The organism is Pseudomonas sp. Z5-35 (genome assembly GCF_051131945.1).
GTDB classification, from domain to species: Bacteria; Pseudomonadota; Gammaproteobacteria; order Pseudomonadales; family Pseudomonadaceae; genus Aquipseudomonas; species Aquipseudomonas marvdashtae.
Map to the genome: position 1 here is coordinate 104,874 of NZ_CP071640.1, position 25,605 is coordinate 130,478.

Below are 25,605 nucleotides of genomic sequence, written 5' to 3' on the forward strand. Positions count from 1 at the left end.
TAAGTATCGTCCGGTTTTACCTCATAGGTTTTCTGGGTGACGATGTACGTGGAATCGGGAAAGTTTTCGAATCTGAGCAGGTCGCCTCGATTTATGGAGTCGTCCAGGACTATCTCCTTGACGGAGACACCCTTGGAAAGTTTGTGTTCGGGTAGTTTGATCCGATATGAATGAGCCATTGGATAATTCCTTTTACTTGTTCGGGGAGACCATTCAATGCCCATCGAAATTTCTTCGCTACTGTAAGAAATGACAGTTGCGACAGATGGTAAAAGGAAGCGACGACATTACCGGTAACGTTTTTCGGATGTTCCATGCAGAATTTAAGAATGTTTTACGAGCTTTCGTCTGCTTCCGAATAAAACAACGAAAACCCGACGCAAAACGTCGGGGTTTTTCGTGGGTAAAAGCCACTATTAAGAACAGAGTCAGGGTCTGTAGAGCGACCTGGCGCAGAGAAGCTTTTGTGGCGAGGGGGCTTGCTCCCGCTGGCCTGCGCAGCAGGCCCCTGCGTTTTTTCAGGCAAACCGCATCGTTCGGTTTTGCGACTGCTGCGCAGCCGAGCGGGAGCAAGCGCCCTCGCCACAGGGGTTGCAGCGTTTATTTACGCTTGAGCATCTCCGGCAACTGCGCCACCAACTTCTGATTATTCAACGGCGCGCGAATAAATCCACGTTGGGTGCCGTCCGGGCCAATCACGGCGAGGTTGCCGCTGTGGTCGACGGTGTAGTTGGGTTTGCTGGTGTCCGCCGGAATGAACGGGATGCTCACCGCATTCGCCAGTTTCTGCAGGTCTTCCACCGAGGCGGCGGTCAGGCCTTTGAACTGCGGGTCGAAGTAACCCAGGTACTGCTTGAGTTGCTGGGGGGTGTCGCGGTTCGGGTCGACGCTCACCAGCACGACCTGCAACTTATCCACAGCCTCGGGCGGTAGCTCGCTCTTGATCTGGCGCAGTTGGGCGAGGGTGGTCGGGCAAATGTCGGGGCAGAAGGTGTAGCCGAAGAACAGCAGGCTCCATTTGTCTTTCAACCCGTCCATCGCCACCGGCTGGCCGTCCTGGTCGGTCATTTTCACGTCCGGCAGGTTGCGGCTTTGCGGCAGCAGGATAATGCCGGCGTCGATCAGTGCGGTCGGGTCGCCCTGGCCTTTGCTGGACAGCACTTTGTTGATGGTCAGGCCGAGGATCACTGCGATCACGGCCGCAAGGATGAAGACGGTTTTCTGGGTTCGAGTCATAGGCTCAACAGTAAGTAGTGATCTACAAGCAGGGCGATGAACAGCAGGAACAAATACCAGATAGAGTACTTGAAGGTGTTGATCGCCGCGTGCGGCCGACTGCCACGGTACAACACCACGGCCCATTGCAGGAACCTGGCGCCCAATACCAGGGCGCACACGAGGTAAATCAACCCGCTCATCTGGATCACGAACGGCATCAGGCTCACCGCCAGCAGCACCAGGGTGTAGAGCAGGATGTGCACTTTGGTGTAATGCTCGCCGTGGGTCACCGGCAGCATCGGGATGTCCGCCTTGGCGTATTCCTCCTTGCGATGAATCGCCAGCGCCCAGAAGTGTGGCGGGGTCCAGGCGAAGATGATCAACACCAGCAGCAACGGTTCGGCGCTGACATGACCGGTAGCGGCGACCCAGCCCAGCAGCGGTGGCGCCGCGCCGGCGAGGCCGCCGATGACGATGTTCTGCGGCGTCGCGCGCTTGAGAAAGCCGGTGTAGATCACCGCGTAGCCGAGCAGCGAGGCCAGGGTCAGCCAGGCGGTCAGCGGATTGGTGAAAACCAGTAGCAGCGCCTGGCCAGCCACCGCCAGCGCCATGGCGAACGTCAACGCGGCGGCCGGCGAAACCCGGCCCTCGGCCAATGGCCGCTTATGCGTGCGAGCCATCACCGCGTCGATGCGCCGGTCCACCACGTGATTGACCGCCGCCGCGCCACCGGCGCACAGCGCAATCCCCAGGTTGCCGAACACCAAGACCGTCCACGGCACGCCGGCACGGGTGGCGAGGAACATGCCAACCAGCGAGGTGATCAGCATCAGCACCACCACTTTCGGCTTGGTCAGCTCCAGGTAATCGCGCCAGATCGCCTGGCTGTGGCGTTCACCGGTCAAGGTTGCCATGGCATCGCTCCTTTAATCGTGATGGGGCCGACGCTGTGTTTATGCGGGTTGAAGCGCCAGCGCAGCGGGACCTGATGCTTGACCCGGACCAGGCTGGTACGGGCGTGATAGTTGACCAGCACCAAGGTCAGCAATAGCGCTGCGCCCCCGGCGTTGTGGGCCACGGCCACCGGCAGCGGCAAGTGAAACACGACGTTGCTGATACCCAAGGTGATTTGCGCGGCGAGCGCGGTGAGCACCAGCCCCGCCAGCCGGGTCATGCCTACCGTTTTCAGTTGCCAGGCCAACCCCAGCAGCACGAGCGTCACCAGCACTGCGCCGATGCGATGAGTCACGTGGATGGCGGTGCGGGCGTCGCTGTCCAGTTGTCCGCCCAGGTAGTTCGGTCCGATGTGCTGGGTCAGGTGAAAGCCATTGGCGAAATCGGCCGGCGGCATCCATTGGCCATGGCAGGTGGGAAAGTCGATGCACGCCACGGCGGCATAATTGGAACTGACCCAGCCGCCCAAGGCAATCTGGCCAATCACCAGCAGCAGCCCGGCCGTCGCCCAATGTTGCAGGCGCTTGGGCACGGTCAGCGCCGGTAGTACGCCAGACAACCTCAGCGTCAGCAGGAACAACAGGCTCAACGTCGCGAACCCGCCCAGCAAATGCCCGGTGACCACCTGCGGCCAGAGCTTGAGCGTCACGGTCCACATGCCGAACGCTGCTTGGGCGAACACCACGGCCAGCAGGAACAGCGGCAACTTCACAGGCTGGCCGGGGCGGCGACGGTTCATCCAGGCCCGGGCGGCCAGCGCGGTAATCATCAGCCCCAAGGCTCCAGCGAAATAGCGATGGACCATCTCGTTCCAGCCTTTATGAGCTTCCACCGGAGCATCGGGAAAATGCAGTTCGGCATGGGCCAGTTGGGCTTCGCCCTTGGGCACGCTGATGAAACCGTAGCAACCGGGCCAATCGGGGCAACCGAGGCCGGCGTGAGTCAGGCGGGTGTAGGCGCCCAACAGTACGACAATCAATGCCAGCAGCGTGGCAAACAGCGCGAGGCGAAATCCTGGCTTGGCCATGTATATGCCCTTATCCGATGTTCGACAGTTTCAGCAGATGCCGCAGGTCGTTGAGCAAATCCTTGCCCTTGACCCGGGCGTCGTAGCGCAGCACCAGGTTGCTGTGGGGATCGATAATCCATAGCTGGGCGCCGCCGGAACCCTGGGCACCTTTCTGATACGCCGGCAGGTCCAGCGGGTAGCGCTGCAATTGCGGGTATTCGCGCTGCAGTTGGGCGTCGTATTCGGCGTCCAGCGGTTGCGCAATCGCCAGGGCATGGCTGGCGCGTCCGGCCTCGCGGCCCAGGCCGATTTGCACCTGCCGGGCCAGGTAAACCAATTGCCGGCAGTCCACCGAGCACTCTTGCGGCGCGGTGACGAGGATCTGCCAGCGCTGCTCGTCGGCCTGCACGCCGATTTCGGCGCGGGTCTGGCCGTTACCGATCAGCTCACCGTGGTAGCTGCGGCTGTCGGGCACCCAGAACTGGAATTTGTACATGCCGGTGGCCAGGATCATCGGGCCGATCACGCCCAGCACGATCAACAGCAATTGCACGCGCCCCTTGCGCCGGCTGCGCGCCGTGGGTGCCTCAGACATGTTGGTTGGATTCATGGTGTTCCCCATGGTGTCTCCCTGCGTTGTGCCATCCGAGATAGAGGAAAAGGCCGAACAGCGCCGCCGCCATGGCGAACCACTGCACGGCATAGCCGAGGTGTTTTTCCGGGCCCATGGCCACGACCGGCCAATCGGTCCGGTAGGCGCCGGGGCCGCTTTGTTGTCTCAGTTCGTAGGCGAAGCCGCCGCGGCCCAGTTCGGCCCAGAGCTTGTTTGGCTCGACGGTGGTGACCAGTCGCGGCCACGGTGCGCTGGCCGGGTCGGCATGCAATTGGAACGTGGCGCCAGGCGCGACATAGACCCACGCCTGCAAGTCGACCGTTTGTTCGGGAGTGCTGAAGACCGGCGGGGTGCGGCGATCAGGCCACGGCAGCCAGCCACGATTGACCAGCAGCCACAGGCCGGTGGCATGGTCGAGGAACGGTTGCAGCAACTCGACGCCCACCTTGCCGTCGTGCTGGCGGTTATCCAGCAGCAGGCTGTGCTCGGCGTCGAACTGGCCGTGCAGGCTGACGGGGCGAAAGGCCGGGTCCGCCGTGCGTTGCAGTTCGGCACTGTCCATCGGCGCCGCCACGCGACGCTCGGCGTAGGTGTCCATGAGCACGCGCTTCTGCTCGCCCCGGCTCAATTGCCAGAACCCCAGGCACACCATCACCGGCACCAGCACGGCGACCACCAATGACGGCACGATGCCTGGCCGGAAGCCTTTCATGGCGCCGTCCGAAAGCTGTTGAACGAGATAGCTATACTCACGTGCATCGCGTCCCCCCGGAGTGTTCCCAATGCTCAAAGCAGCCATCGCCCTGATGCTGATCGCCACAGTTGCCAGCCTGTTCAGCGGCCTGTTTTTTCTGGTCAAGGACCAAAGCAATTCCAATCGCCTGGTCATTGCCTTGGCGATTCGGGTCACCTTGGCTGCTGTCACCGTCGGCTTGATCGCCTGGGGCTTTTTCAGCGGCCAGTTGGTCTCCCAAGCGCCCTGGTAGCGGTGGCCTCAGAGTATGTAGACGAAGAAGAACAAGCCGATCCACACCACATCGACGAAGTGCCAGTACCAGCTCGCCGCCTCGAAGCCGAACTGATGCTCGTTGTCGAAATGCCCGCGCATGACGCGCATCAGCATCACGAACAAAATGATCGTGCCGATGGTGACGTGAGCGCCGTGGAACCCGGTGAGCATGAAGAACGTCGCGCCGTAGATCCCCGAGCCCAACGTCAGGCCCAGCTCTTTATAGGCGTGGATGTATTCCTCGGCCTGGAAGCCCAGGAAGGCGCAACCCAGCAGCACGGTGATCGCCAGCCAGATTTTCAGCGCACCGCGATGGCCTTTTTTCAGGGCGTGGTGGGCGATGGTGACGGTGACGCTGGAAGTGACCAGCAGGATGGTGTTGAGCAGCGGCAGGCCCCAAGGGCTGATCACGTCCTTGGGCGGTGGGAAGAGTTTCGGGTCGGGGTTGTTCAGTAGCGGCCAGACGTACTCGAAGTTCGGCCAGAGCATCTCCGACAATCCCTTGCTGCCTTCGCCGGCCAAGCCTGGCGCCGAGACCATCCGCACGTAAAACAACGCGCCGAAGAACGCGACGAAAAACATCACTTCGGAGAAGATGAACCAGCTCATGCCCCAGCGGAACGAGCGATCGAGCTGTGCGCTGTACAGCCCGGCGCGGCTTTCCTTGATGACCGCGCCGAACCAGCCGAACAGCATGTAGGCCACCAGCAGGCCGCCGACGAAAAAGATCAGCGGGCCATTGGAATCCGGACGGTCGGCCTTCAGGTCGTTGAACCAGGTCGCCAGGCCATACACCGTGACGAACATCCCGACCGTGGCGATGATCGGCCATTTGCTTTGGGCCGGAACGTAATAGTGTTCATGAGTTGCCATTTATTGTTCTCCTTATCGGGCACGCTATCGCTCAGTGTTTACGGCCACCGGTGGATGACGGGCAGTGATGTCGAACAGCGTGTAGGACAGCGTCAGGTGCTTCACTTCCTTGGGCATGTCCCGGTCGACGATGAAGCGCATGGGCATTTCGATGCGTTCGCCGGGTTGCAGCACTTGCTGGGTAAAACAAAAACATTCGGTCTTGTGGAAATACGCCGCGGCGTTGCTCGGTGCGATGCTCGGTACCGCCTGGGCACTCATCGGCCGGTTGGTGGGGTTGTGGGCGACGAACACCATCTCGTTGACCGCCCCCGGCTGGACCACCAATTGATCGCCCTTGGGATAGAAGTCCCAGACCATGTCCACCGAATTGGTCGACAGGAACTGCACCCGAACCTGCCGCGATTCGTCGACGGTCTGCTCGCCTTCGTACTGCCCGCCGGTCTTGCCGTTGATGCCGAACGCCTTGCACATCACGTCGTAGATCGGCACCAGGGCAAATCCGAAGATGAACATGGCCACCACCACCAGCAACAGGCGGGTGACCAGTTTTTTCAGCGAAATCGAATCAGCCATGGACGCTGCTCCGGGCACCTAACCCTGTGGTGGTCATTTCACTTCCGGCGGCGTGGTGAAGGTGTGATACGGCGCCGGCGACGGCACGCTCCACTCCAGCCCTTCGGCGCCATCCCACGGCTTCGCCGGTGCCGGCTCACCGCCACGGATGGTCTTGATCACGATGAACAGGAAGAAGATCTGCGTGGTGCCGAACATGAACGCGCCGATGGACGAAACCATGTTGAAGTCGGCGAACTGCAGGTTGTAGTCGGGAATCCGTCGAGGCATGCCCGCCAGGCCGACGAAGTGCATCGGGAAAAACGCCAGGTTCATGCCGACGAACGACAGCCAGAAATGCAGCTTGCCGAGGGTTTCGTCGTACATGTGGCCGGTCCATTTCGGCAGCCAGTAGTAGGCCGAGGCGAAGATCCCGAAGATCGCGCCAGGCACCAGCACGTAGTGGAAGTGCGCGACCACGAAGTAGGTGTCCTGGTACTGGAAGTCCGCCGGCGCGATGGCCAGCATCAGCCCGGAGAACCCCCCGATGGAAAACAGGATCACGAACGCGACGGCAAACAGCATCGGCGTCTCGAACGTCAGCGAGCCTTGCCACATGGTGCTGGCCCAGTTGAACACCTTCACCCCGGTGGGCACGGCGATCAGCAGGGTGGCGTACATGAAGAACAGCTCGCCCACCAGCGGGATGCCGACCACGAACATATGGTGCGCCCAGACAATGAACGACAGGAAGGCAATGGCTGCCGTCGCGTAGACCATCGAGGTGTAGCCGAACAGCGGCTTGCGCGAAAAAGCCGGGATGATCGAGCTGACGGCGCCGAAGGCCGGCAGGATCATGATGTACACCTCGGGGTGACCGAAGAACCAGAACACGTGCTGGAACAAGACCGGGTCTCCGCCGCCGGCGGCACTGAAGAAACTGGTGCCGAAGTGGATGTCCATCAGCATCATCGTCACGCAGCCGGCCAGCACCGGCATCACTGCGATCAGCAGGAATGCGGTGATCAGCCAGGTCCAGACGAACAGTGGCATCTTCATCAAGGTCATGCCCGGGGCACGCAGGTTGAGGATGGTGGCGACCACGTTGATCGCGCCCATGATCGAGCTGATGCCCATCAGGTGGATCGCGAAAATGAAGAACGTCACGCTTTCCGGCGCGTAGGTGGTGGACAGCGGGGCGTAGAAAGTCCAGCCGAAGTTAGGCCCGCCGCCGGGGGTGAACAAGGTCGACACCAGCATCAGGAACGCCGCCGGCAGCAACCAGAAGCTGAAGTTGTTCATGCGCGGCAGGGCCATGTCCGGCGCGCCGATCATCAGCGGGATCATCCAGTTGGCCAGGCCGACGAACGCCGGCATCACCGCGCCGAAGACCATCACCAAGCCGTGCATGGTGGTCATCTGGTTGAAGAATTCCGGCTGGACGATCTGCAGGCCCGGCTGGAACAGCTCGGCGCGGATCACCATGGCGAACGAGCCGCCCAACAGGAACATGGAGAAGGCGAACCACAGGTACAGGGTGCCGATGTCCTTGTGGTTGGTGGTCAGTACCCAGCGCATCAGGCCTTTGGCGGGGCCGTGGGCGTGGTCGGCGCCGGCATGACCGTGGTCATCGATCACAGCACTCATGTCCTGTCTCCTTCGAACGAATGGGCTGGTCGGCGCGGGGCAACGAGCCCCGGCCAGTTGCGGGAACGAACGTCAGGCCGGCTCATTGGCTGTCCGCCTGTTTGAGTTCCAGCACTTCTTTGGGCATCACCATGTCGCCCTTGTTGTTGCCCCAGGCGTTACGCTCATAGGTCACGACCGCGGCGATATCGACTTCCGACAGCTGCTTGCCGAACGCTGCCATCGAGGTGCCGGGTTTGCCGTGGAAGACGATGTCCAGGTGATCCTTGATCGGCCCGGTGGCGATTTTCGAGCCCTTGAGCGCCGGGAACATCGGCGGCAGGCCCTGGCCTTCGGCTTGGTGACAGGCCACGCACGTGGTGTGGTAGACCTTGTCGCCACGCTCGACGAGTTCTTCGCGCGTCCATTCCTTGCTGGTCAACTCTTTAAGCTGCGCGGCTTCGGCCTTGCGTTCGCCCAGCCATTTCTCGTAGTCGGGCTTGCTCTTGACCTCCACCACGATCGGCATGAACCCGTGGTCCTTGCCGCACAGCTCGGCGCATTGGCCGCGATACAGGCCGGGCTTGTCGACACGGGTCCAGGCTTCGTTGACGAACCCGGGAATGGCGTCGCGCTTGACCGCGAACGCCGGCACCCACCAGGAGTGGATCACGTCGGCGGAGGTCACCAGAAAGCGCACCTTGGCATCGACTGGCAGCACCAGCGGCTTGTCGACTTCCAGCAGGTAGTGTTCACCCTTGGCGCTCTGGTTGTTGATCTGTTCGGCAGGCGTGGCCAGGTTGCTGAAGAACTCGACGTCCTGGCCCAGGTATTTGTAGTGCCACTTCCATTGGTAGCCGGTGACCTGGATATCGATCTCCGATTCGCTGGAGTCGTACATCTTGATCAGGGTGGCGGTGGCCGGAACCGCCATGGCCACCAGGATCAGCAGGGGCACGATGGTCCAGAGGATTTCGACGCGGGTGTTTTCATGGAAGTGCGCGGCGTTCTGGCCGGTTGAGCGGCGGTGCATCATCATCGACCAGAACATGGCGCCGAAGACAATGACGCCAATGACCACACAAATCCAGAAGATGGTCATGTGCAGGTCGAATACTGCGTTGCTGATCTGTGTCGCTCCAGGCGCCATATTCACAGTCCAGGCCGCTTGCGCCTGACTGAAAATCGACCACAACAGGAGGCCCATCCATACGTGTGGATGTCGCGTCATTGCGGGTTCCCCTTATCGTTCTTGTTATCCCGTAGGCGTAACGCCTGCGGCAAGGGATCGGCTACTTCAGACTACTCACTTGATTCGCCGCGCCTTGCTGCACATGCAATCGGGTGTCATCAGCTAACTCCATTCCAACCCGAGTATAGACAGCACCTGCAACCTCGCAACGCGACGGCGTAAATCGTTTGAAACAGCCGGGGCTTGCGCTAGAGCCCACGAATGGAGAAGGATGCGAACCTGAGTGATGGCAAACCGATATAACAGCGACGCATCAAGGAAGGAGCAGTTATGAAAAATAGGTCTTAGGAGTCAATTTGCGCCAGCTAAGTTATGTCATTCCTATTTCATTGCCGTTGTTTCCTGGAGTTGTCATGAACACCGCCGCATTGCGCGAGCAGATCCAAAAAGCCCAACAACACGAGGCTGAGACCGGCCTGTTGAGCCGTCAGTTGACGGCCCGGTTACCGACGCTGCACCCTGCGATCCAGCTGCCGGATGCGAACGCCAATGAGGTCCTGGCGCGGTTTGTCGCTGCCTACATCGATGAAGTGCCTGAGCTGCTGGATGCAGCCAATGACGTCGCCCGGGAGGCGGGTATCGAGTCGCAGATCAAGCCAGTACTGAAAATTGCCGAGCAGTACTTTCTCCAGCCTCCGACGATCATGGCCGGGCATGTCGGGCTCAACAGCCTGCTCGACGAAGCCTATCTGGCGCACCGGTTTGTCGAAGAGGTCAACGACCTGTACATCAAGCATTTCGGCCAGCCACTGATCCCCTTGGACATGACGGTCGCCAATCTGATTGCTCACCAGTTGATCGGCGAGGAATTTGCCAACCAACTCGATGAGGTGGTGCATCACACGTTCGATGAGATGCTCAACGACGAGACGTTTGCACTGGAGTCGGTAGAAACCTACCGCGAGAAACTCAGCAGCCCGCAGACCGGCGCGGCCTGGAAGCGCTGGCCGTGCATGTCACGGCGCTTGGGCGTGGGTCTTGAGTTGGATCAGCCGGCGGCTTGATCCTTAGCGACAGCCGAACCATGGAAGCGAGCCAGCTCGCTTCCATGTGCTTGATGGGGATGTCAGGAAGCCGTTGCGCCAACCCCAACGGTTGTACGCAATCGTCCTTCCAGCCGGCGCTTGAGTCCGCGCGACTCAATCAACAGCTTCGAACCCTTGCTGGCATTCGCCCGGCCCCATTCCTCCAGCAATTCCAGGCACGAGTGGTCGATGTAGCTCAGGTTGTTGAGCGGCACATGCACGGTCGCGCCTTCCGGTACGGTATTGAGCACTTGGGTCAGCGCTGGCACCTTCAGGAAGGTTGCCGCGCCCACCAGGCGCAATTCCATCTCACCGTCCTGGGGCAGATCGATCAGGCTGATCTTCAGGCGCGAGGCTTTCCACGCCAGTTTCGCCAAGGTCAGGCCGAAACCGATCAGCACGCCGGTCAACAGGTCGGTGAAGATGATTGCCAGCGCCGTCGCGGCGTAGGTGAACATCGGCATCCGTCCATAACGGCCCAGACTGCGAAACGCCTTGAGGTCCACCAGTTTGAAACCGGTGTACACCAACACGCCCGCCAGGCTCGCCACCGGAATGCTTTGCAGCACGCTGGACAACAAGAGCACGAAGAGCAGCAGCCACAGGCCGTGGAAGATCGTCGACATCCGTGTGGTTGCGCCGGCCTGCACGTTGGCGGAACTGCGCACAATCACACCCGTCATCGGCAGGGCGCCGAGCAAGCCACACAGCATGTTGCCGATACCTTGGGCGGACAGCTCGCGGTCGAAATCGGCGCGCTCGCCGCTGTGCATTCGGTCCACGGCGGCCGCCGAGAGCAAGGTTTCGGCACTGGCGATGAAAGCGACGGCGAACGCCGCGATCAGCACCGACGGGTCGGCCAGGTTCAGCAGATCGGCCGGGCGCAGCCAGTCGATGGCTTCGGCCATATTTTCCGGGACTTCCACGCGCTTGACCTGCAAGGCCAACAACAGGCTCGCAGCCGTTGCCAGGCCAACGCCGAGCAGGGCGCCGGGAACGAAGCGCAGGCTGTGAGGACGAAATTTTTCCCACAGCCACATCACGGCAATTGTCGAAAGACCGAGCAGACCCGCCTGCCAACCGAACGACGGTAAAGCCTGGGCCACTGCCGCGGGGAACGCCGCCAGGTTATCCAGTCCCGAGGGCTTGGGCGCTGCGTCGAGCATCACATGGACCTGGGACAAAATGATCAGCACGCCGATACCGGCCAGCATGCCGTACACCACCGCAGGCGCGGTGACCCGGAACCAGCAACCGAGGCGAAAGCGTCCGGCCAATAACTGCAGGAGACCGGCCAGCAGCAGGATCGGCCCGAGCATTGCCACGCCATGCTGGCGCACCAGCTCGAAGACCAACACCGCCAGGCCGGCGGCTGGACCGCTGACTTGCAGCTTGGAGCCCGCCAGGAAACCGACCACCAGTCCACCGATGATGCCAGTGATCAAACCTTTGGCGGGTGGCAGCCCGGACGCGATGGCAATACCCATGCACAAGGGCAGCGCCACCAGGAACACAACCACGGAAGCCAAGAGCTCCCGTGGCAGAACAGCTTTTAATTGAGCAGCACGCATGGCGACTCTCCCGAAGATTTCTTCAGGCATGGCGAGGCCTGCCCGCGAAAAAGCGGGCAAGGCTTTGAACCATGCAAGGATTTTTAGGAGCGCTTAGAAGCGCGCTTTGGGCGTCGCCACCGGTATCGGATGGCTGCCATCGAGCGGCAGGAAACAGCCCCGGTCCGCGTCAAAGGCTTTGATTTCGCTGGTCTCGATGTTGTACACCCAGCCATGGATGAACAACTGGCCGCTGGCCATGCGAGAAGCCACCGAGGGGTGCGTTCGCAAATGCTGCAACTGCGCGATCACGTTCTCTTCGGTGAGGATGGGCATGGTCTGCTTCTCATCACCGCACGGGCAGTTGTCGTGAACCATGGTCTTGGCCACTTCGGCGTGGCGCAGCCAGGCTTTTACCGTGGGCATTTTTTCCAGGGTGTCGGGGTTGAGCACCGCACGCATGGCGCCGCAATCGGAATGGCCGCAGACAATGATGTGTTGCACACCGAGGGCCAGTACGGCGTATTCAATGGCGGTGGAAACGCCGCCGTTCATTTGCCCATAGGGGGGAACGACGTTGCCGACGTTACGGGTCACGAACAGGTCGCCGGGGGAGCTGTGGGTGATCAGCTCGGGCACGATGCGCGAATCGGCGCAGGTGATGAACATCGCCCGTGGTGTCTGGGCGGTGGCGAGTTTCTTGAAGAGCTCTTCCTGTTGCGGAAAGATCTCGTGATGGAAATGCAAAAAGCCGTCAACAATATGCTGCAGCGCTGCATCGGCGGTCTCCGCCTCGGGTTGGGCTGAAGCCGACGCAGCCAACGGCTGTTTATCCTTGTCACTCATGATTCATCCTCTTTGACGGTTACGACGCCAGTGGCTGGTTAAAAAACATCCAGGTCGAGATGCCCGACCCGTCAGTCACTCGCTGAACAAGGTAGCCGCCGAAACTTAACTCAAACTGAATGGAAGGCTCTAAACCGTATCTTACAAGGGATAAACAGGCCGCTGCGGCGCGTTTGCGCGGTCATGGCCCAAGATTCGATTCAAGACCAATTGTAGTTAAATCAATGACATCTGTCGGCCCGGCGGACAGAACGCCTCGCAGTCGAGATTGTAAACATCGCGTCGATCAAAGCTCAAACGCTTCAGCATTTTGCTGAAGCGCTGGGCCAACAGGTCGGCAAAAGGCCCCTCGCCGCGCATTCGCGCGCCGAACCGGCTGTCGTACAGCTCGCCGCCGCGGCTCTGGCGCACCAGGCTCAGCACGTGAGCGGCGCGTTGCGGAAAGTGCGCCTGCAGCCATTCTTCAAACAGCGGCGCCACTTCCAGCGGCAGGCGCAGCATGACGTAGGAGGCGGTCTGCGCGCCGGCGGCGCGGGCTTCGGTCAGCAGGCTTTCGATTTCGCTGTCATTGATCATCGGGATGATCGGCGCGCATAGGACACCGACTGCGATGCCTGCCTCGCGCATCACCTTGATCGCCCGCAACCGCGCCTTGGGCGCTGCCGCGCGCGGTTCGAGGATACGCTTGAGTTCATCGTCCAGGGTGGTGAGGCTGATCATCACCTTGACCAGGCGCTGTTGCGCCAGCTCGGTCAGCAGATCCAAGTCCCGCAGGACCAGCGAACCTTTGGTGACGATGGTCACCGGATGCCGATAGCGCAGCAGCACTTCCAGGATTCGGCGGGTAATCCGTTGCTCGCGCTCGATCGGCTGGTAGGGGTCGGTGTTGGAGCCCAGGGCGATCGGTGCGCATTGATAGCCGCGCTTGGATAATTGTTCCTCCAGCACATCGGCGGCGTTGGTCTTGGCGATCAGCTTCGTTTCGAAATCCAGTCCGGGCGACATGTCCCAATAGGCATGGCTGGGCCGCGCGTAGCAATAAATACAGCCATGTTCGCAGCCACGGTAAGGATTGATCGAGCGGTCGAACGAAATGTCCGGCGACGTATTGCGGGTGATGATGGTCTTCGCCGTTTCGATGCGCACTTCGGTGCCTTGGGTGGGCGGGACTTCCTGGTACCAACCGTCATCCTCAACCACCGAACGACTCGGGGCGAAGCGGTTATGCGGGTTGGTGGCGGTGCCGCGACCGCGGGGCGGAAGGGGGACGGACATAGGATTACTCCGAAAGCTGTATGTGCATACAGTATTCTGCGAATCCGATTTAGACCAGTGCCATTCGGCAGACCGCGCCCGCGCGCTTGGTCCCTGGCTGATTCACAGCGCGTTGACATCTTTCTCACAGGTCTTTAACCGGAGCGAGCCGAGACTGCAGCCTTTCCAACTTGCTGGTTAACGTCATGTACAAGCGCTTCTCTGTGTTGATGCTCTGCCTGGCCTTGCTCGCGGTGGCCGACTCTGCGGCGCAAGCCGCCGATGTTGCGCAGAGGCCCGATGAATGGGCCCAGCCAGTGGCCGAGCGCTACCACCTGTTCCAGATGTCGCCCACGCTTTATCGCAGCGCCTTGCCGGACGGCGCTGCGTTGCCCTTGCTGGCCAAACTCGATATCGGCACCGTCATCACATTCCTGCCCGAGTCGGATGCCAACTGGTTGTCGACCTCCGGCATCCGGCAAGTGCAGTTGCCTTATCGCACCAATCACGTCGACGACAGCGACATCCTCAAGGCTTTGCGCGCCGTCCAGGACGCCGAGGCCAACGGCCCGGTGCTGATGCATTGCAAGCACGGCTCGGACCGCACCGGGTTGGTGGCCGCCATGTACAGGGTGGTCGTCCAGGGCTGGAGCAAGGAAGACGCCCTGGACGAAATGACCGAAGGCGGATTCGGCGACAGCCACCACTTCAAGGATGGCGTTCGCTACATGATGCAGGCCGATGTGGAAAAGCTTCGTCTCGCCTTGAAGAACGGCGATTGCAGCACCAGCGTCTTCGCGCTCTGTTCGTTGAAAAGCTGGGTGAACTCAACGACCACCGCACAGCACCTCGACCCTCAGGTGCTCGCGCCGGCACGATGATCGGTCGCTTTCAGGAACGCGGCGATGGATTCGGACAGCGGCCGTGAATCGCCCCGTTCGAGAATCGTCTCGCGCAAGGCTTTGGCCGTTTGCCTATCGTATAGCCCGTTGCGCTGGAATCGCTTGAACACGGTGTCGGCCAGACGTTTCGACCAGGCATAGGCGTAGATGCCGGCGGCATACCCCGTGACGATGTAATCCAGGCCGTTGGGCCAGCGTTCGTTTGCAAACACGGGCAGATGCCCCACTTGGGCGTTGACTTGGTCAAATACCTGCTGGGCCGTTCGCCCGTCGCCATGGCTGCGGTGCAGCTCCATGTCGAATAGGGCATCGCGCAAGAACGCAGCCGTGTCCCAACTGGCCTGGATTTTGAGATACGCCAGCAACTGTTCGGCAATCGGCTCTGGCAGGGGCGCGCCAGTTTGGTAATGCCGGGACAACCGAACCAGGCATTCTTTGGAAAAACACCATTGTTCGAACAATACGCCAGCAAATTCGGCGGCATCCCGGGACAGTTCGGAAATGCCCGACACCGCGCGATACTCGACCAGGCTCAACACATGGTGCAAGGAATGGCCCAGTTCGTGAAAAAGCGTTCGCAGTTGACGATGGTCCAGCAGCACGGGGCTGTCACTTGAACCACGCGGCAACCAGCCGTGCAGCGTGGCAATCGGATAGCGAGGTCGTCCCTCGGCGGTGATGCGGCGGTTTCGCAGGGTGCTGGTGTTCGGGAAACTATCCTGATCAGCGTCCTCGAACGGATCGAAATAAAGGTAGCCGAGGAGCTCGCCCCGTTCGCGAACCTCAAAAAGACGCACCTGCGGATGCCACGTAGCCACGTCCCGACGTTCGATGATGTCCACGCCAAACAGGTCTTTTGCCATCCGCAACAGCTGTGAAAATGTCGATTCCAACTCAAACCAGGCGCTGACGGTCTGTTCCGAGACGCCCGTCGTTCGATGGCGGAGCTTTTGCGCCAGATATTGATAATTCCACGGCTGCAGGCTGCTGAAACCTTGGGCTTGAGCAAATGCCTGCAACTGCGCGGCGTCCTGGATAAACACGCTTTGCTGCTGTTGCAGCATGCCTTGCAGGAATGCCAGGACCTCTTCGGGCGACTGGGCTTGTTCCGGCAGGATCGCCAACTGAGCGTAATTCGAATAGCCCAGCAAGGTTGCCAGCTCATGGCGATCCCTGAGCAACTGCCACAGCACGTCGCCATTGTCGAACACGCCGGCATGCGGCCCCTGATCGGACGCACGCGTGCTGTAGGCGACATACACCTGCTTGCGTAGGACGGCATCGTCCGCGTAACGCATGACGATGCGAAACGATTCCTCATTGAGGGTCAGCAACCATCCCGTGCGCCCCTGTTCACGAGCCTGCGCGGCCATTCGCTGCCTGAAGGAAAGCGGCAGGCCACTCAATCGGGCTTGATCATCAAATGTTCGGCTCCAGGCCTTGTTGGCCTCATGCAAATGTTCCAGGAACAGGCTTCGGGCGCCTTGGATGCGCAGCTGCAAGTCCTTCAGAACCGGCTGCGAATCGGACCCCAATCCGTTACGGCGAAATTGCCTGAGGATCTTTTCCAGGGTCCTCGTTCTCACTGGGGAGAAATGCTTGGCTATCTCGCTGTCCGCCAAGCGTTGAAATAACTGAAACAGCTCGGGGTTCTGCTTCAACGACCGCTTGAACTGTTGCAAGCGTGGGGTGCAGTCGAGCGAAGCCTGTTCCCAGGCTGTTTCGGTCCTGGTGGAAGCCAGGCGCTCCAGCACATAACCGAACCCCTTGAGTCGCGCATGAATTTCATCCATGGCCAGGACCAAGTCGTCCCAGGTGGGAAAGGGTGCTTGAGTCTTGATGATCTCGGCGACTTTGGCGCGGCTCTCGTTGATGATCTGATCGAGGGCCGGGGAAAAGTGTTCGGCTTGAATCTTGGAAAAAGGCGGCAAGTCATAACGTTGCAACAGCGGGTTTTCGGCGGGGTGCATGGAGACTTCCTGTCAGTCTGAGCGTGTCGGACCAGTCTGGAGAGGAAGGGGTTTGACGCGGCGGTATATAAGTATCGCTTCCGGACCGGGCGGCCCGGAAGTTGATGCCTAAGATTTCAGTCGGTTTTTTTCTTCAACTTGGGGTTGGGGAAAAACTGCACCGCCTGAACCTTGGCGTCAGGCGTCTTCAGCGCCGAGGTGTTTACCCGGGTGCCCAATTCCTTGGGCACCGACAGGCCTTGCTCGTTGAGCGTGTCGCAATAACCGCACGCCACACATTCACGGTGCGGCACGCCGTCTTCGTTCCACATCATCAACTTGTCCGGCTCACTGCACGCCGGGCAGACCGCCCCGGCGATAAAGCGTCGTTTGGTAATCACAGGCCCCTCGCTCATGCTGCCGCGTCCTCACTCAGGCCGCTATGGCGCAAGAGTGCGTCAATCGATGGCTCGCGGCCACGGAAGTCGACGAACAGCACCATCGGCTCCTGGGAGCCACCGCGGGCCAGGATTGCCTCGCGGAAGGCGCGGCCGGTGTCGGCGTTGAGCACGCCGTCTTCTTCGAATTTGGAAAAGGCATCGGCCGACAGCACTTCTGCCCACTTGTAACTGTAATAACCCGCCGCGTAGCCGCCGGCGAAGATATGCGCAAAGCTGTTGGGGAAGCGGTTGTAGGCCGGTGGGCGCATCACCGACACCTCGTCGCGCACGCCTTCGAGCACTTGCAGCACGCTGCGGCCGTCGCCGTGGGTGGCGTGCAATTCGAAGTCGAACAGCGAGAACTCCAACTGGCGGACCATCATCAGGCCGGATTGGAAGTTTTTCGCCGCGAGCATTTTCTCCAGCAGGTCCTGGGGCAGCGGTTCACCGGTTTCATAATGGCCGGAAATCAGCGCCAGGCCTTCGGGCTCCCAGCACCAGTTTTCCATGAACTGGCTCGGCAGCTCGACGGCGTCCCAGGCCACGCCATTGATGCCGGACACGCCGGCATGTTCAACGCGGGTCAGCAGATGGTGCAGGCCATGGCCGAACTCGTGGAACAGGGTGGTGACTTCGTCATGGGTCAGCAGCGCCGGCTTGCCACTGTCAGCCGGGGTGAAGTTGCACACCAGGTTGGCGACCGGGCTTTGCAGGACGCCCTCGAAGGTGCGACGACGGTCGCGGGCACCGTCCATCCAGGCGCCGCCACGCTTGTTGGCGCGGGCATAAAGGTCGAAGAAGAAACGACCGACGTGCTGGCCGTTTTCCTTGATTTCAAACAGGCGAACGTCCGGGTGCCAGGCGTCGAAGCCTTTCAACTCGGCGATCTCGATGCCATAGAGACGCTGGACGATGGCGAACAGGCCGCTCAGCACCTTGTCGATCGGGAAGTAGGCGCGCAGGGCTTCCTGGGCGACGCTGTAACGTTGCTGGCGCAGTTTTTCACCGTAGAAACCGCTGTCCCAGCTTTGCAGGTCGGGGCAGCCCTGTTCGGCGGCGTAGGCTTTCAGTTGTTCCAGGTCCTGGGCGGCGAACGGTTTGCTGCGCTTGGCCAGGTCGCGCAGGAAGCTGAGTACCTGATCGCTGGATTCGGCCATTTTGGTGGCCAGGCTCAGTTCCGCGAAGTTGGCAAAACCGAGCAATTGAGCCAGTTCCTGGCGCAGGTCGAGGATCTGCTCCATCACCGGGCCGTTGTCGTTCTGGCCGGCATTCGGGCCTTGGTCCGAGGCGCGGGTGCAGTAGGCCGCGTAGACTTCTTCGCGCAGGGCGCGGTCTTCGGCGTAGGTCATCACCGCGTAGTAGCTGGGGAATTCCAGGTTGATCAGCCAGCCGTCCAGCCCTTTGGCCTGGGCCGCGGCGGCCATTTGTGCCTTGGCCGAGTCGGTCAGGCCGGCGAGGGCGGCTTCGTCTGTGACGTGTTTGGTCCAGGCCTGGGTGGCGTCCAGCAGTTGGTTGGAGAAGCGGCTGCCCAGCTCGGACAGTTTGCTCTGCACTTCGGCGTAGCGCTTCTGCTGCTCGGTCGGCAGGTCGATACCCGAGAGGCGGAAGTCACGCAGGGAATGTTCGAGGATGGTTTTCTGCGCCACATCGAAACCGGCCGCCTCGGGGCTGTTCGCCAGGGCTTCGAAGGCCTGGAACAGTTCGCGGTTCTGGCCCAGCTCGGTGGAGTAGGCACTCAGCGCCGGCAGGCAAGCCTCGTAGGCTTCACGCAGTTGCGGGCTGTTGCGCACGGCGTTCAGGTGACTGACCGGGCTCCAGGCCGCGCCCAGGCGATCGTTGAGCTCGTCCATCGCCAACACCAGGCCGGCCCAGGTAGGCTGTTGGACTTGGGTCTTGAGGATTTCGGCAATGGCCGCACGGTTGTCAGCCAGGATCTGCTCGATGGCCGGTTGCACGTGCTCGGCACGGATCGCCGAGAAGGGCGGCAGGTCGTAGGGCTGCAAAAGAGGGTTGTTCACGCTCACGGTTGACACCTTGGCTGGAAGAAACATGCGCCCATCTTAATTACAATCGACGTTCACCGCAGCTAGCAGCGCCTATCACCGGATAAGAGAGAGCCTATCGTGACCCTTCGCACGTACCAGAACCACAGCCCGCGGCTTGCCCGTGGGGCTTTTGTCGACAGCACCGCGGTGGTGATCGGCGACGTCGAAATCGGCGAAGACAGCTCCGTCTGGCCGCTGACGGTCATTCGCGGCGACATGCACCGCATCCGCATCGGCGCGCGCACCAGCGTCCAGGACGGCTGCGTGCTGCACATCACCCACGCCGGTCCGTTCAACCCGGATGGATTCCCGTTGCTGATCGGCGACGACGTGACCATCGCCCACAAGGTCATGCTCCATGGCTGCTCCGTCGGCAGCCGGATCCTGATCGGCATGGGCAGCATCGTCATGGACGGCGCCGTGGTCGAGGATGACGTCATCATCGGTGCTGGCAGCCTCGTGCCGCCGGGCAAGCGCCTGGAAAGCGGCTTTCTCTACGTCGGCAGCCCGGTGAAGCAGGTCCGGCCGCTGACCGACAAGGAGCGGGCATTTTTCACCTACAGCGCGGCTAACTACGCAAAACTCAAGGATCTGCATCTGGCCGAAGGTTACGACCAGCCCTGAACCGTCCCGCCACTGACCAGGATTTTTCATGCATTACCAGACCGTACTGTTCGACCTCGACGGCACCCTCACCGATCCAAGGGAAGGCATCACTCGTTCGATCCAGTTCGCCTTGGGCAAACTGGGCATCGATGAGCCCGACCTGACCCGCCTCGAACACTTCATCGGCCCGCCGCTGTTGCAAGCGTTCATGCAGTTTTATGACTTCGACGAAGCGAAGGCCTGGGAAGCGGTGAACTTCTATCGCGAACGCTTCAAGGTCACCGGCCTTTACGAGAACCGCGTCTTCGACGGTGTCTTGCCCCTGCTGGAAACTCTCGGCGGCCAGGGTCGGCAGCTGTACATCGCCACGTCCAAACCCTGGGTATTCGCCCGGGAAATCGCCCGCCACTTCGACTTCGCCAAGCACTTCAAGGTGATCTACGGCAGCGAACTCGACGGCACCCGTACCAACAAAATCGAGCTGATCGCCCACCTGATGGCCGAAGAAAACCTCGACCCGACCAACACCCTGATGATCGGCGACCGCAAGCACGACCTGATCGGCGCCCGCAGCAACGGCCTGGACGCGGCGGCGGTGGGGTATGGGTTTGGCAGTTTCGACGAGCTGAGCGCTGAAAACCCGGTGCATCATTTCCGGACGCTGGATGAGCTGCACCGGGCGTTTTTGCGGGGGTGACGGTGTGGCGAGGGGGCTTGCTCCCGCTCGGCGGCAGTCGTCGTGAACCGGTTGATGCGGTTTATCTGGAGAATGCGTCAGTCTGTTTTGGGGCGGCTTCGCCACCCAGCGGGAGCAAGCTCCCTCGCCACGTGATCTGTGTTTTGTGGTGTTGGCTCGATCGGCATTTCGCCCTTTGGACAGCTGTCAAAGCTTGTCCAAGCTAGAAACCGTGGTGGTATAGAAGGCCACGCCGGACTTGTCGATGACTTTTATTCTGCCGCCTTCTTCCTTCAGGTCTTTGAGGTACGGACCGAACGCTATTTCGTCGGGCGCGGTTCGCATGATTTCTTTGTCGAGCACCGGTGTGTCTTTCCTCAAGACCTTGAAGTTCATGAGGAAGCAGTCGATGGTTAACTGGCACTCCAGGGCGCAGACATAGTCCGACCCTTTTATTTTTTTCTGCTTGAAGGTCCACTCGTTTTTATAGTGGTTGCGGCGGAACTCATCCATTGCGTTTTTCAGCAGATCAAGCGGCAACGCTATGTGCGGGCGGCATGTTTCCAGGCCTTCCAACAACCGTTGTATAAAGAACTCATTGAGCTCGTTGACCGATGTGCATTTTTTATACTGTTCGGTATCCAGGCTGACATTGACGATGAGCGCACCGCTGGAGTTTACATAGGGCTCGTTGACGGTTTGGCGGGTGCCGACAAAGCAGATTTTCTTGAAGTTGGGCGTTTCGAATTTTTCTGCACTCAGGTGGCGCTCAAGAAAATTGCAGATCGATCGGCTTTGGTCGCGAAACGGACGAATAATGTCGTCGCTGAATTCGCCCAGGTCGGGGTACAGGTAGATTTCTTTTAAGATCATGGTCTTGAATGCCTCGCTGGGTCTAGTTCCTGCCTGCGTCGATTTGCGTTTCTTCGCTCCCAGTGCTCGATTTTCCAACGAGCACCTGGGCCGGCCGGCACCTTTTTGATGACTCTGGATTCGTAACGTCCCGTGTTACCCGGTTCGTTGTTCCATTTCCTCACCTGGGTCTCGGCGCGTACGGATTTTCCGTTTGTTTTTATCTTGCCGCCACTCACGCCGGTTTTGGCGACTTTACCCGTGCGCGTGTCCACGATCTCGTAACCATGTTGCGGTTTGCGACTGGTTTTTGAGTTGCCGTGGCATGACCAGCCCCAGGGGTCTATCCAGCCGAGCGGGTTGGGGGCGTATTGATAGAGATTGATTCCGCCCAGCAGTTCGATGGGGTCGGGTGTCGTAAACCGCCCTATATCCGGGTCGTAAAAGCGAAACGTGTTGTAGTGCAGGCCCGTCTCTCGGTCCAGGTACTGGCCTTGGAAGCGCAGGTTCTGTTCTTCGATGTAGTGAGGCTCACGCACTTCCTCAACGGTGTTGCCCCACACGCGGTAGCGCGCTTGCCAGACGATGTCGCCCTTGGCGTCCGAGAGCTGCTCGGGTAGCCCGTTCTGATCATTGTGGTAGTAGTGGATGTTCTGTTGAGCATCGATACCATCCACTCGGGCGATGGGTTCGTGGCTTTCCGTGTCGTAGAGGTAAACGCTGCACTGGCTGTGTTTGTGTTCTTGAAGCAGCCGCAAACCGTCCCAGATGAAGCGTGTTTCACCCAGTGGATAACCACGACTGTCATGTTCGGTTTTCGCCGTCCTACGACCCAGTGGGTCATAGGTCATTCGGACGACCGTATCTTGGGAATCGCTGCGGTTATGCACCTCGATCAAACGGTGTTCGGCATCGTAGAAAAAGCGTTGTACCCGATGGCCACCGCTGCGTTTTTCGATCATCCGGCCAAAGGCATCGTAACGATAACGCTTGTCCTGATAGGTCAGTAATTTGTTATGCACCACCAGCCCGGCGCCGGGTTGTGGGCCATCCAGCAAGTTGGCGGCAGCATCGTAGGCGAAGGTTTCGCTCGGGCCCTGGATGTTGTCTTGGCTGGCGAGAATGCGCCCCGTCGCATCGTAGTGCAGCAGCCGTTGGCGATCACCGCTGGTCGTCTGGTCGAAGCGACTGATCAGGTTGTCATTGGGGTCGTAGTTGAATTGTTTCTGCGCCACAGGTGGCAGTAGTGTCGACTGGTCCGCATGACGTTGCAGGCGCGAGCGCACACGTCCGCCCCGGTCATATTCGCTACGGGTGATGAGTCGTCCCTGAGTGCGAAGGACTTCACGGTGCAATCGATCGCGCTCGAAATCACTGATCAGTTGCCCGTCGATGTTGAGTTGATGTAGATGGCCGCTGCCGTAATACAACCGATTGAGTCGACGACCGTCAGGCAGCTGCGTTTGTATCAGGCTGCCCAACTCATCGTAATGATGCCGCAGGCAGCCAGCCGAGCTTTGCTCTTCCAGCAGTTGGCCGATGGCGTCGTAGGCAAAGTTCAGGTCTTTTTGGTTGCCCTGATTGTCTGTAAAGGTGACGGCAATGAGTTGGTCCACTGCATCGTAGGTGTACGCGGTTCGGCCGTCTGCCGTCACTTTGCCAATCAGCCGCCCGGCCGCATCTCGCTCAAGGTGATGAACGATGGGCTCTATGGGACTGTTGGATACCAGCGCCATACCCTGGCCAAAAGGGGCAGGGCAGTGTGTTTCGCGAATGGCGTTATTCAGCTTATCGTAGGCATAAAGTCGGGCGCTGCCATCCAGGTCCTGTTGCTCGATCATCCTGTCGCCGGCGTCCCAGGCAAATCGATAGCTTTCCCCGTTTTCGTTGGTTAGCGCCTGGAGGCGTCCATAAGCGTCGTAGCTGAATTGAACCGACCTTCCATGGGCATCGATGCGTTGGCGAACGTGTCCGCGACCATCGTGCTGATAGACGGTGGTGTGACCGGCCGCATCGATGTAACGGGTGAGTTGACCGCTTGCGTCGCGCAAGTATTGTTCGACGCGGCCATCGGGCAGCTGATAACGCAGCAGGCGGCCGCGTGTGTCATGTTCATAGACAGTGCGCTCGCCGAGCGCATCCGTGATGACCTGCAGATAACCGCGATGGTCATAGCTGAATTTTGTCGAATAGCCGGAGCAATCAATATGTTCAGCCAGCCGCCCCATAGCGTTCCAACGCAAGGTGTTGCTTTTGCCGGTGGGGTCGACAATTTCTGTGATCTGTCCGTGAGCGTTGTAGCGATATCGGGTGACGAGGCCCAGAGGGTCTGTTTCGCGAATGCAATTGCCGCGGCGATTGTATTCGTATCGCCAGTTGTTGCCGGCGGCGTCGGTTTCTACTAACGGTAGCGACCAATGATCGAGCCATAAGACGGACTCAATGCGTCCGAGCGGATCGCTGGATTGGCTGAGGTTGCCGGCCTCGTCATAGCTATAGGTGTAGCGCCCGCCCTGCGGATCGGTAGCACCGAGCATCTGGCGCTCATCGTTCCACTCGAACAACCAGGTCTGGCCGAGGTTGTCGCTGAACCGGGTGATCTGGTGCTGGCTGTTCCAGTGCCGAATGCTGACCCGTTGCAGGCTGTCGCTGATGCGGGTGATGCCGGCGGCAAGGTCATAGTCGAACTGGTAGGCGTCGCCTTCGTCGGTCCAGTGTCGGACCACGCGCCATTCCCGGTCGTCGATCAGGGCCCATTCGTAGAAGCAGTGCAGGCCGGTGGGCAACTGGTGCTCGACCATCCGTTGCCCGGCGTCGTAGCGGAAGCGCCGTTGCACCTGGCCGGTGGCGTCGCGCACTTCGGCGAGGGTGTTCGCCGCGTCGTAGGCGTAGCTGACCAGCACTTCGCGGGATTGGTCGGGGTAGAGGCGCTCGATGTGGGTGACGCGTTCGCCTGCGCGGATCAGCTCGACTTGCACCAGGTCGAAGGTGTCGCGCAGCCGCACCAGGTGTCCGGCCTCGTCGTAGTCGAGGTGGATGCGGTTGTCGTTGCGGTCACCCAGTTGGCTCAGGCGCAGGTGCGAAGGGTTGGCGGGCGAAGGTTCGAACAGACGGTACAGGCCGTCTTCGCTTTCGATCAGCAATCGCCCATCCACATGGCGGCGCACGGCCAGGCCTTCGCCGGCGCTGAACACCGCGCCGCCCAAGGGGATTGAGCCCATGTCGATGGGGCGGCCCTGTTCGTCGGTGTAGACCAGGGTTTCGCCGCCGTCGAGGTGGGGCAGGATTTCTACCTGGACTTCGTAGGCGACGCTCCAGCCGGCGCCGAACAGGCTGTCACGGCGCTCGTCGCGGCTGTTGTAGAAGCGTTGCCAGTCAATCGGCAGGATGCCGGGCAAGACGAAATCCAGGTCCTCGTCACCGCCTAGCACCTTGGCCCCGGTAGCGGCGTGCACCGGGTTCGACGAACCCATGGCCGCATTGGCGGCCGCGTTCGCCGCGCTGCTGGCGGCCATGGACACCGCGCCGCCCACCAGCATGCACGGCAGTTTGCTGAAGAACTTGCCCTTGCCGCCCTTGAGCATCAGCAACGCGGTGACCGCCAGGCCCACGCCCGGCGTCTTGCCGCTGCGAATCTCGCGCACCACCACTGAGCCGCCGCCAATGGTCACGTCAGGGGAAATCAGCCCGGCCGACACCACCGTCGCATCGCAGGTGCTGCGGTCGCCGCTGCGCACGGCGGGCTGGCCATTGATGGTGACTTTGTCCGAGCCTTCGGCCATGAACTGCGGCGGCATGGGCGGGTGCTTGGTGCAGATGACCAAGTCTTCCGGCTTGGGCACGGCGCCTGGGGCGGGCGAGGCGACGGTGGGGCGCCACATCTGCGAGAAGAAGTTTCCGGCCATGTCCAGGTAGCTGGGCTCTTCTTCAGGCTCGGGCGCCTCGAGCTCCGTACCGGCGGGGGCAACGTGGGATTCAATCGCCCCGGCGGCGCGGGCGGCGGGGATGTTGTTGGTGAGGGTGTCGGTGGAGCCGGTGAGAATGTTGGCCTGCACCGTGGGCGGAAACAGGGCGTTGCCGATGCCTTCGCATATATTGCTCAGGCCCTTGTCGGCCCCGGTCTTGCTCATCGCCAGGCCGACCACCGTGCCCACCACCAAACCGAGCACAAAGCAGCCCAGGCCGCCGGTGACCACGGTAATGCCCGTGGCCGCCACTACGGCAGCCGTCGCCACGGCCGTGATTGCAATGTTCGCCGCCACTTCCAGCACGCCGCCGAGGATGTCGGCCATCATCGAGGTGTGGTTGAGTGCATCACCCAGGCGGGCGGCCCAGAGTGCGTCAGACATGC

General features: G+C 60.7%; 22 protein-coding genes. 5 read left to right on the forward strand and 17 right to left on the reverse strand.

Annotated elements, in window-relative coordinates:
* Nucleotides 1-600 precede the first annotated feature (600 nt).
* From J3P95_RS00500 to J3P95_RS00520, 5 genes are read right to left on the reverse strand one after another with little or no spacing between them, the layout of a single operon-like run.
* Entirely contained in the window at nt 601-1,236 is a 636-nt protein-coding gene (locus tag J3P95_RS00500; protein WP_434579154.1) for an SCO family protein, read from the reverse strand.
* A complete protein-coding gene (gene cyoE, locus J3P95_RS00505) occupies nt 1,233-2,132 on the reverse strand; it encodes a heme o synthase (RefSeq protein ID WP_434559857.1) in 900 nt (299 codons plus the stop codon). Before cyoE ends, J3P95_RS00500 begins: the two co-directional genes overlap by 4 nt.
* The gene (locus tag J3P95_RS00510) at nt 2,120-3,199 is read right to left on the reverse strand and encodes a COX15/CtaA family protein (RefSeq protein WP_434579152.1); all 1,080 of its coding nucleotides are present in this window, start codon (nt 3,197-3,199) and stop codon (nt 2,120-2,122) included. The genes cyoE and J3P95_RS00510 overlap by 13 nt, the downstream gene beginning before the upstream one ends.
* Before the next feature lie 10 nt (nt 3,200-3,209).
* Nucleotides 3,210-3,803 carry a hypothetical protein gene (locus tag J3P95_RS00515; RefSeq protein WP_434579150.1) on the reverse strand — a complete coding sequence of 198 codons (594 nt, stop codon included), beginning with the start codon at nt 3,801-3,803 and terminating at the stop codon, nt 3,210-3,212.
* A complete protein-coding gene (locus tag J3P95_RS00520) occupies nt 3,769-4,506 on the reverse strand; it encodes an SURF1 family protein (protein ID WP_434579148.1) in 738 nt (245 codons plus the stop codon). The genes J3P95_RS00515 and J3P95_RS00520 overlap by 35 nt, the downstream gene beginning before the upstream one ends.
* Before the next feature lie 70 nt (nt 4,507-4,576).
* On the opposite strand from J3P95_RS00520, the gene J3P95_RS00525 reads away from it, so the two are divergent.
* A complete protein-coding gene (locus tag J3P95_RS00525; protein ID WP_434559865.1) occupies nt 4,577-4,780 on the forward strand; it encodes a twin transmembrane helix small protein in 204 nt (67 codons plus the stop codon).
* Nucleotides 4,781-4,788: 8 nt separating this feature from the next.
* Here J3P95_RS00525 and J3P95_RS00530 read toward each other — a convergent pair whose 3' ends face one another.
* The 4 genes from J3P95_RS00530 to coxB all read right to left on the reverse strand — a co-directional run bounded on the left by J3P95_RS00530 (nt 4,789) and on the right by coxB (nt 9,088).
* Complete coding sequence (locus J3P95_RS00530) at nt 4,789-5,676, reverse strand: cytochrome c oxidase subunit 3 (RefSeq protein ID WP_434579146.1); 888 nt, start codon at nt 5,674-5,676, stop codon at nt 4,789-4,791.
* A gap of 24 nt (nt 5,677-5,700) precedes the next feature.
* Nucleotides 5,701-6,252 carry a cytochrome c oxidase assembly protein gene (locus tag J3P95_RS00535; protein WP_186643361.1) on the reverse strand — a complete coding sequence of 184 codons (552 nt, stop codon included), beginning with the start codon at nt 6,250-6,252 and terminating at the stop codon, nt 5,701-5,703.
* Between the two features lie 33 nt (nt 6,253-6,285).
* On the reverse strand, nt 6,286-7,878 hold the full coding sequence (gene ctaD, locus J3P95_RS00540) for a cytochrome c oxidase subunit I (RefSeq protein ID WP_135843045.1): 1,593 nt from the start codon (nt 7,876-7,878) through the stop codon (nt 6,286-6,288).
* Nucleotides 7,879-7,960: 82 nt separating this feature from the next.
* Nucleotides 7,961-9,088: a cytochrome c oxidase subunit II gene (gene coxB, locus J3P95_RS00545; protein WP_434579143.1), complete on the reverse strand. Its 1,128-nt coding sequence runs from the start codon at nt 9,086-9,088 to the stop codon at nt 7,961-7,963.
* A gap of 374 nt (nt 9,089-9,462) precedes the next feature.
* Between coxB and J3P95_RS00550 the strand changes: the two genes are divergently transcribed.
* Nucleotides 9,463-10,113 (forward strand): hypothetical protein, encoded by a 651-nt coding sequence (locus J3P95_RS00550; RefSeq protein WP_434579142.1) that lies wholly within the window; start codon nt 9,463-9,465, stop codon nt 10,111-10,113.
* A 62-nt stretch (nt 10,114-10,175) separates the two neighbouring features.
* Here the strand turns inward: J3P95_RS00550 and J3P95_RS00555 are convergent, their stop codons facing one another.
* From J3P95_RS00555 to J3P95_RS00565, 3 genes are all read right to left on the reverse strand, one after another.
* Nucleotides 10,176-11,705 (reverse strand): SulP family inorganic anion transporter, encoded by a 1,530-nt coding sequence (locus J3P95_RS00555; RefSeq protein ID WP_434559873.1) that lies wholly within the window; start codon nt 11,703-11,705, stop codon nt 10,176-10,178.
* 93 nt (nt 11,706-11,798) lie between these two features.
* Nucleotides 11,799-12,530, reverse strand: a complete 732-nt coding sequence (locus tag J3P95_RS00560; protein WP_186615599.1) for a carbonic anhydrase — start codon at nt 12,528-12,530, stop codon at nt 11,799-11,801.
* Between the two features lie 216 nt (nt 12,531-12,746).
* Nucleotides 12,747-13,805 carry a PA0069 family radical SAM protein gene (locus J3P95_RS00565; protein ID WP_434579140.1) on the reverse strand — a complete coding sequence of 353 codons (1,059 nt, stop codon included), beginning with the start codon at nt 13,803-13,805 and terminating at the stop codon, nt 12,747-12,749.
* 185 nt (nt 13,806-13,990) lie between these two features.
* On the opposite strand from J3P95_RS00565, the gene J3P95_RS00570 reads away from it, so the two are divergent.
* Nucleotides 13,991-14,665 (forward strand): phosphatase domain-containing protein, encoded by a 675-nt coding sequence (locus tag J3P95_RS00570; RefSeq protein ID WP_434559877.1) that lies wholly within the window; start codon nt 13,991-13,993, stop codon nt 14,663-14,665.
* On the opposite strand, the gene J3P95_RS00575 is transcribed toward J3P95_RS00570, so the two are convergent.
* The 3 genes from J3P95_RS00575 to prlC form a co-directional block, all read right to left on the reverse strand.
* Entirely contained in the window at nt 14,641-16,656 is a 2,016-nt protein-coding gene (locus tag J3P95_RS00575) for a M3 family metallopeptidase (RefSeq protein ID WP_434579138.1), read from the reverse strand. The genes J3P95_RS00570 and J3P95_RS00575 overlap by 25 nt on opposite strands.
* Before the next feature lie 116 nt (nt 16,657-16,772).
* Nucleotides 16,773-17,051 (reverse strand): YheV family putative zinc ribbon protein, encoded by a 279-nt coding sequence (locus tag J3P95_RS00580; RefSeq protein WP_434559881.1) that lies wholly within the window; start codon nt 17,049-17,051, stop codon nt 16,773-16,775.
* A complete protein-coding gene (gene prlC, locus J3P95_RS00585) occupies nt 17,048-19,099 on the reverse strand; it encodes an oligopeptidase A (protein ID WP_434626257.1) in 2,052 nt (683 codons plus the stop codon). The genes J3P95_RS00580 and prlC overlap by 4 nt, the downstream gene beginning before the upstream one ends.
* Before the next feature lie 99 nt (nt 19,100-19,198).
* Between prlC and J3P95_RS00590 the strand changes: the two genes are divergently transcribed.
* On the forward strand, nt 19,199-19,744 hold the full coding sequence (locus J3P95_RS00590; RefSeq protein ID WP_434559885.1) for a gamma carbonic anhydrase family protein: 546 nt from the start codon (nt 19,199-19,201) through the stop codon (nt 19,742-19,744).
* Between the two features lie 28 nt (nt 19,745-19,772).
* Nucleotides 19,773-20,423, forward strand: a complete 651-nt coding sequence (locus J3P95_RS00595) for an HAD family hydrolase (RefSeq protein ID WP_434559887.1) — start codon at nt 19,773-19,775, stop codon at nt 20,421-20,423.
* Nucleotides 20,424-20,609: 186 nt separating this feature from the next.
* Here J3P95_RS00595 and J3P95_RS00600 read toward each other — a convergent pair whose 3' ends face one another.
* Nucleotides 20,610-21,275: a hypothetical protein gene (locus tag J3P95_RS00600; protein ID WP_434559889.1), complete on the reverse strand. Its 666-nt coding sequence runs from the start codon at nt 21,273-21,275 to the stop codon at nt 20,610-20,612.
* Entirely contained in the window at nt 21,272-25,603 is a 4,332-nt protein-coding gene (locus tag J3P95_RS00605; RefSeq protein WP_434579134.1) for an RHS repeat-associated core domain-containing protein, read from the reverse strand. The genes J3P95_RS00600 and J3P95_RS00605 overlap by 4 nt, the downstream gene beginning before the upstream one ends.
* Nucleotides 25,604-25,605 lie beyond the last annotated feature (2 nt).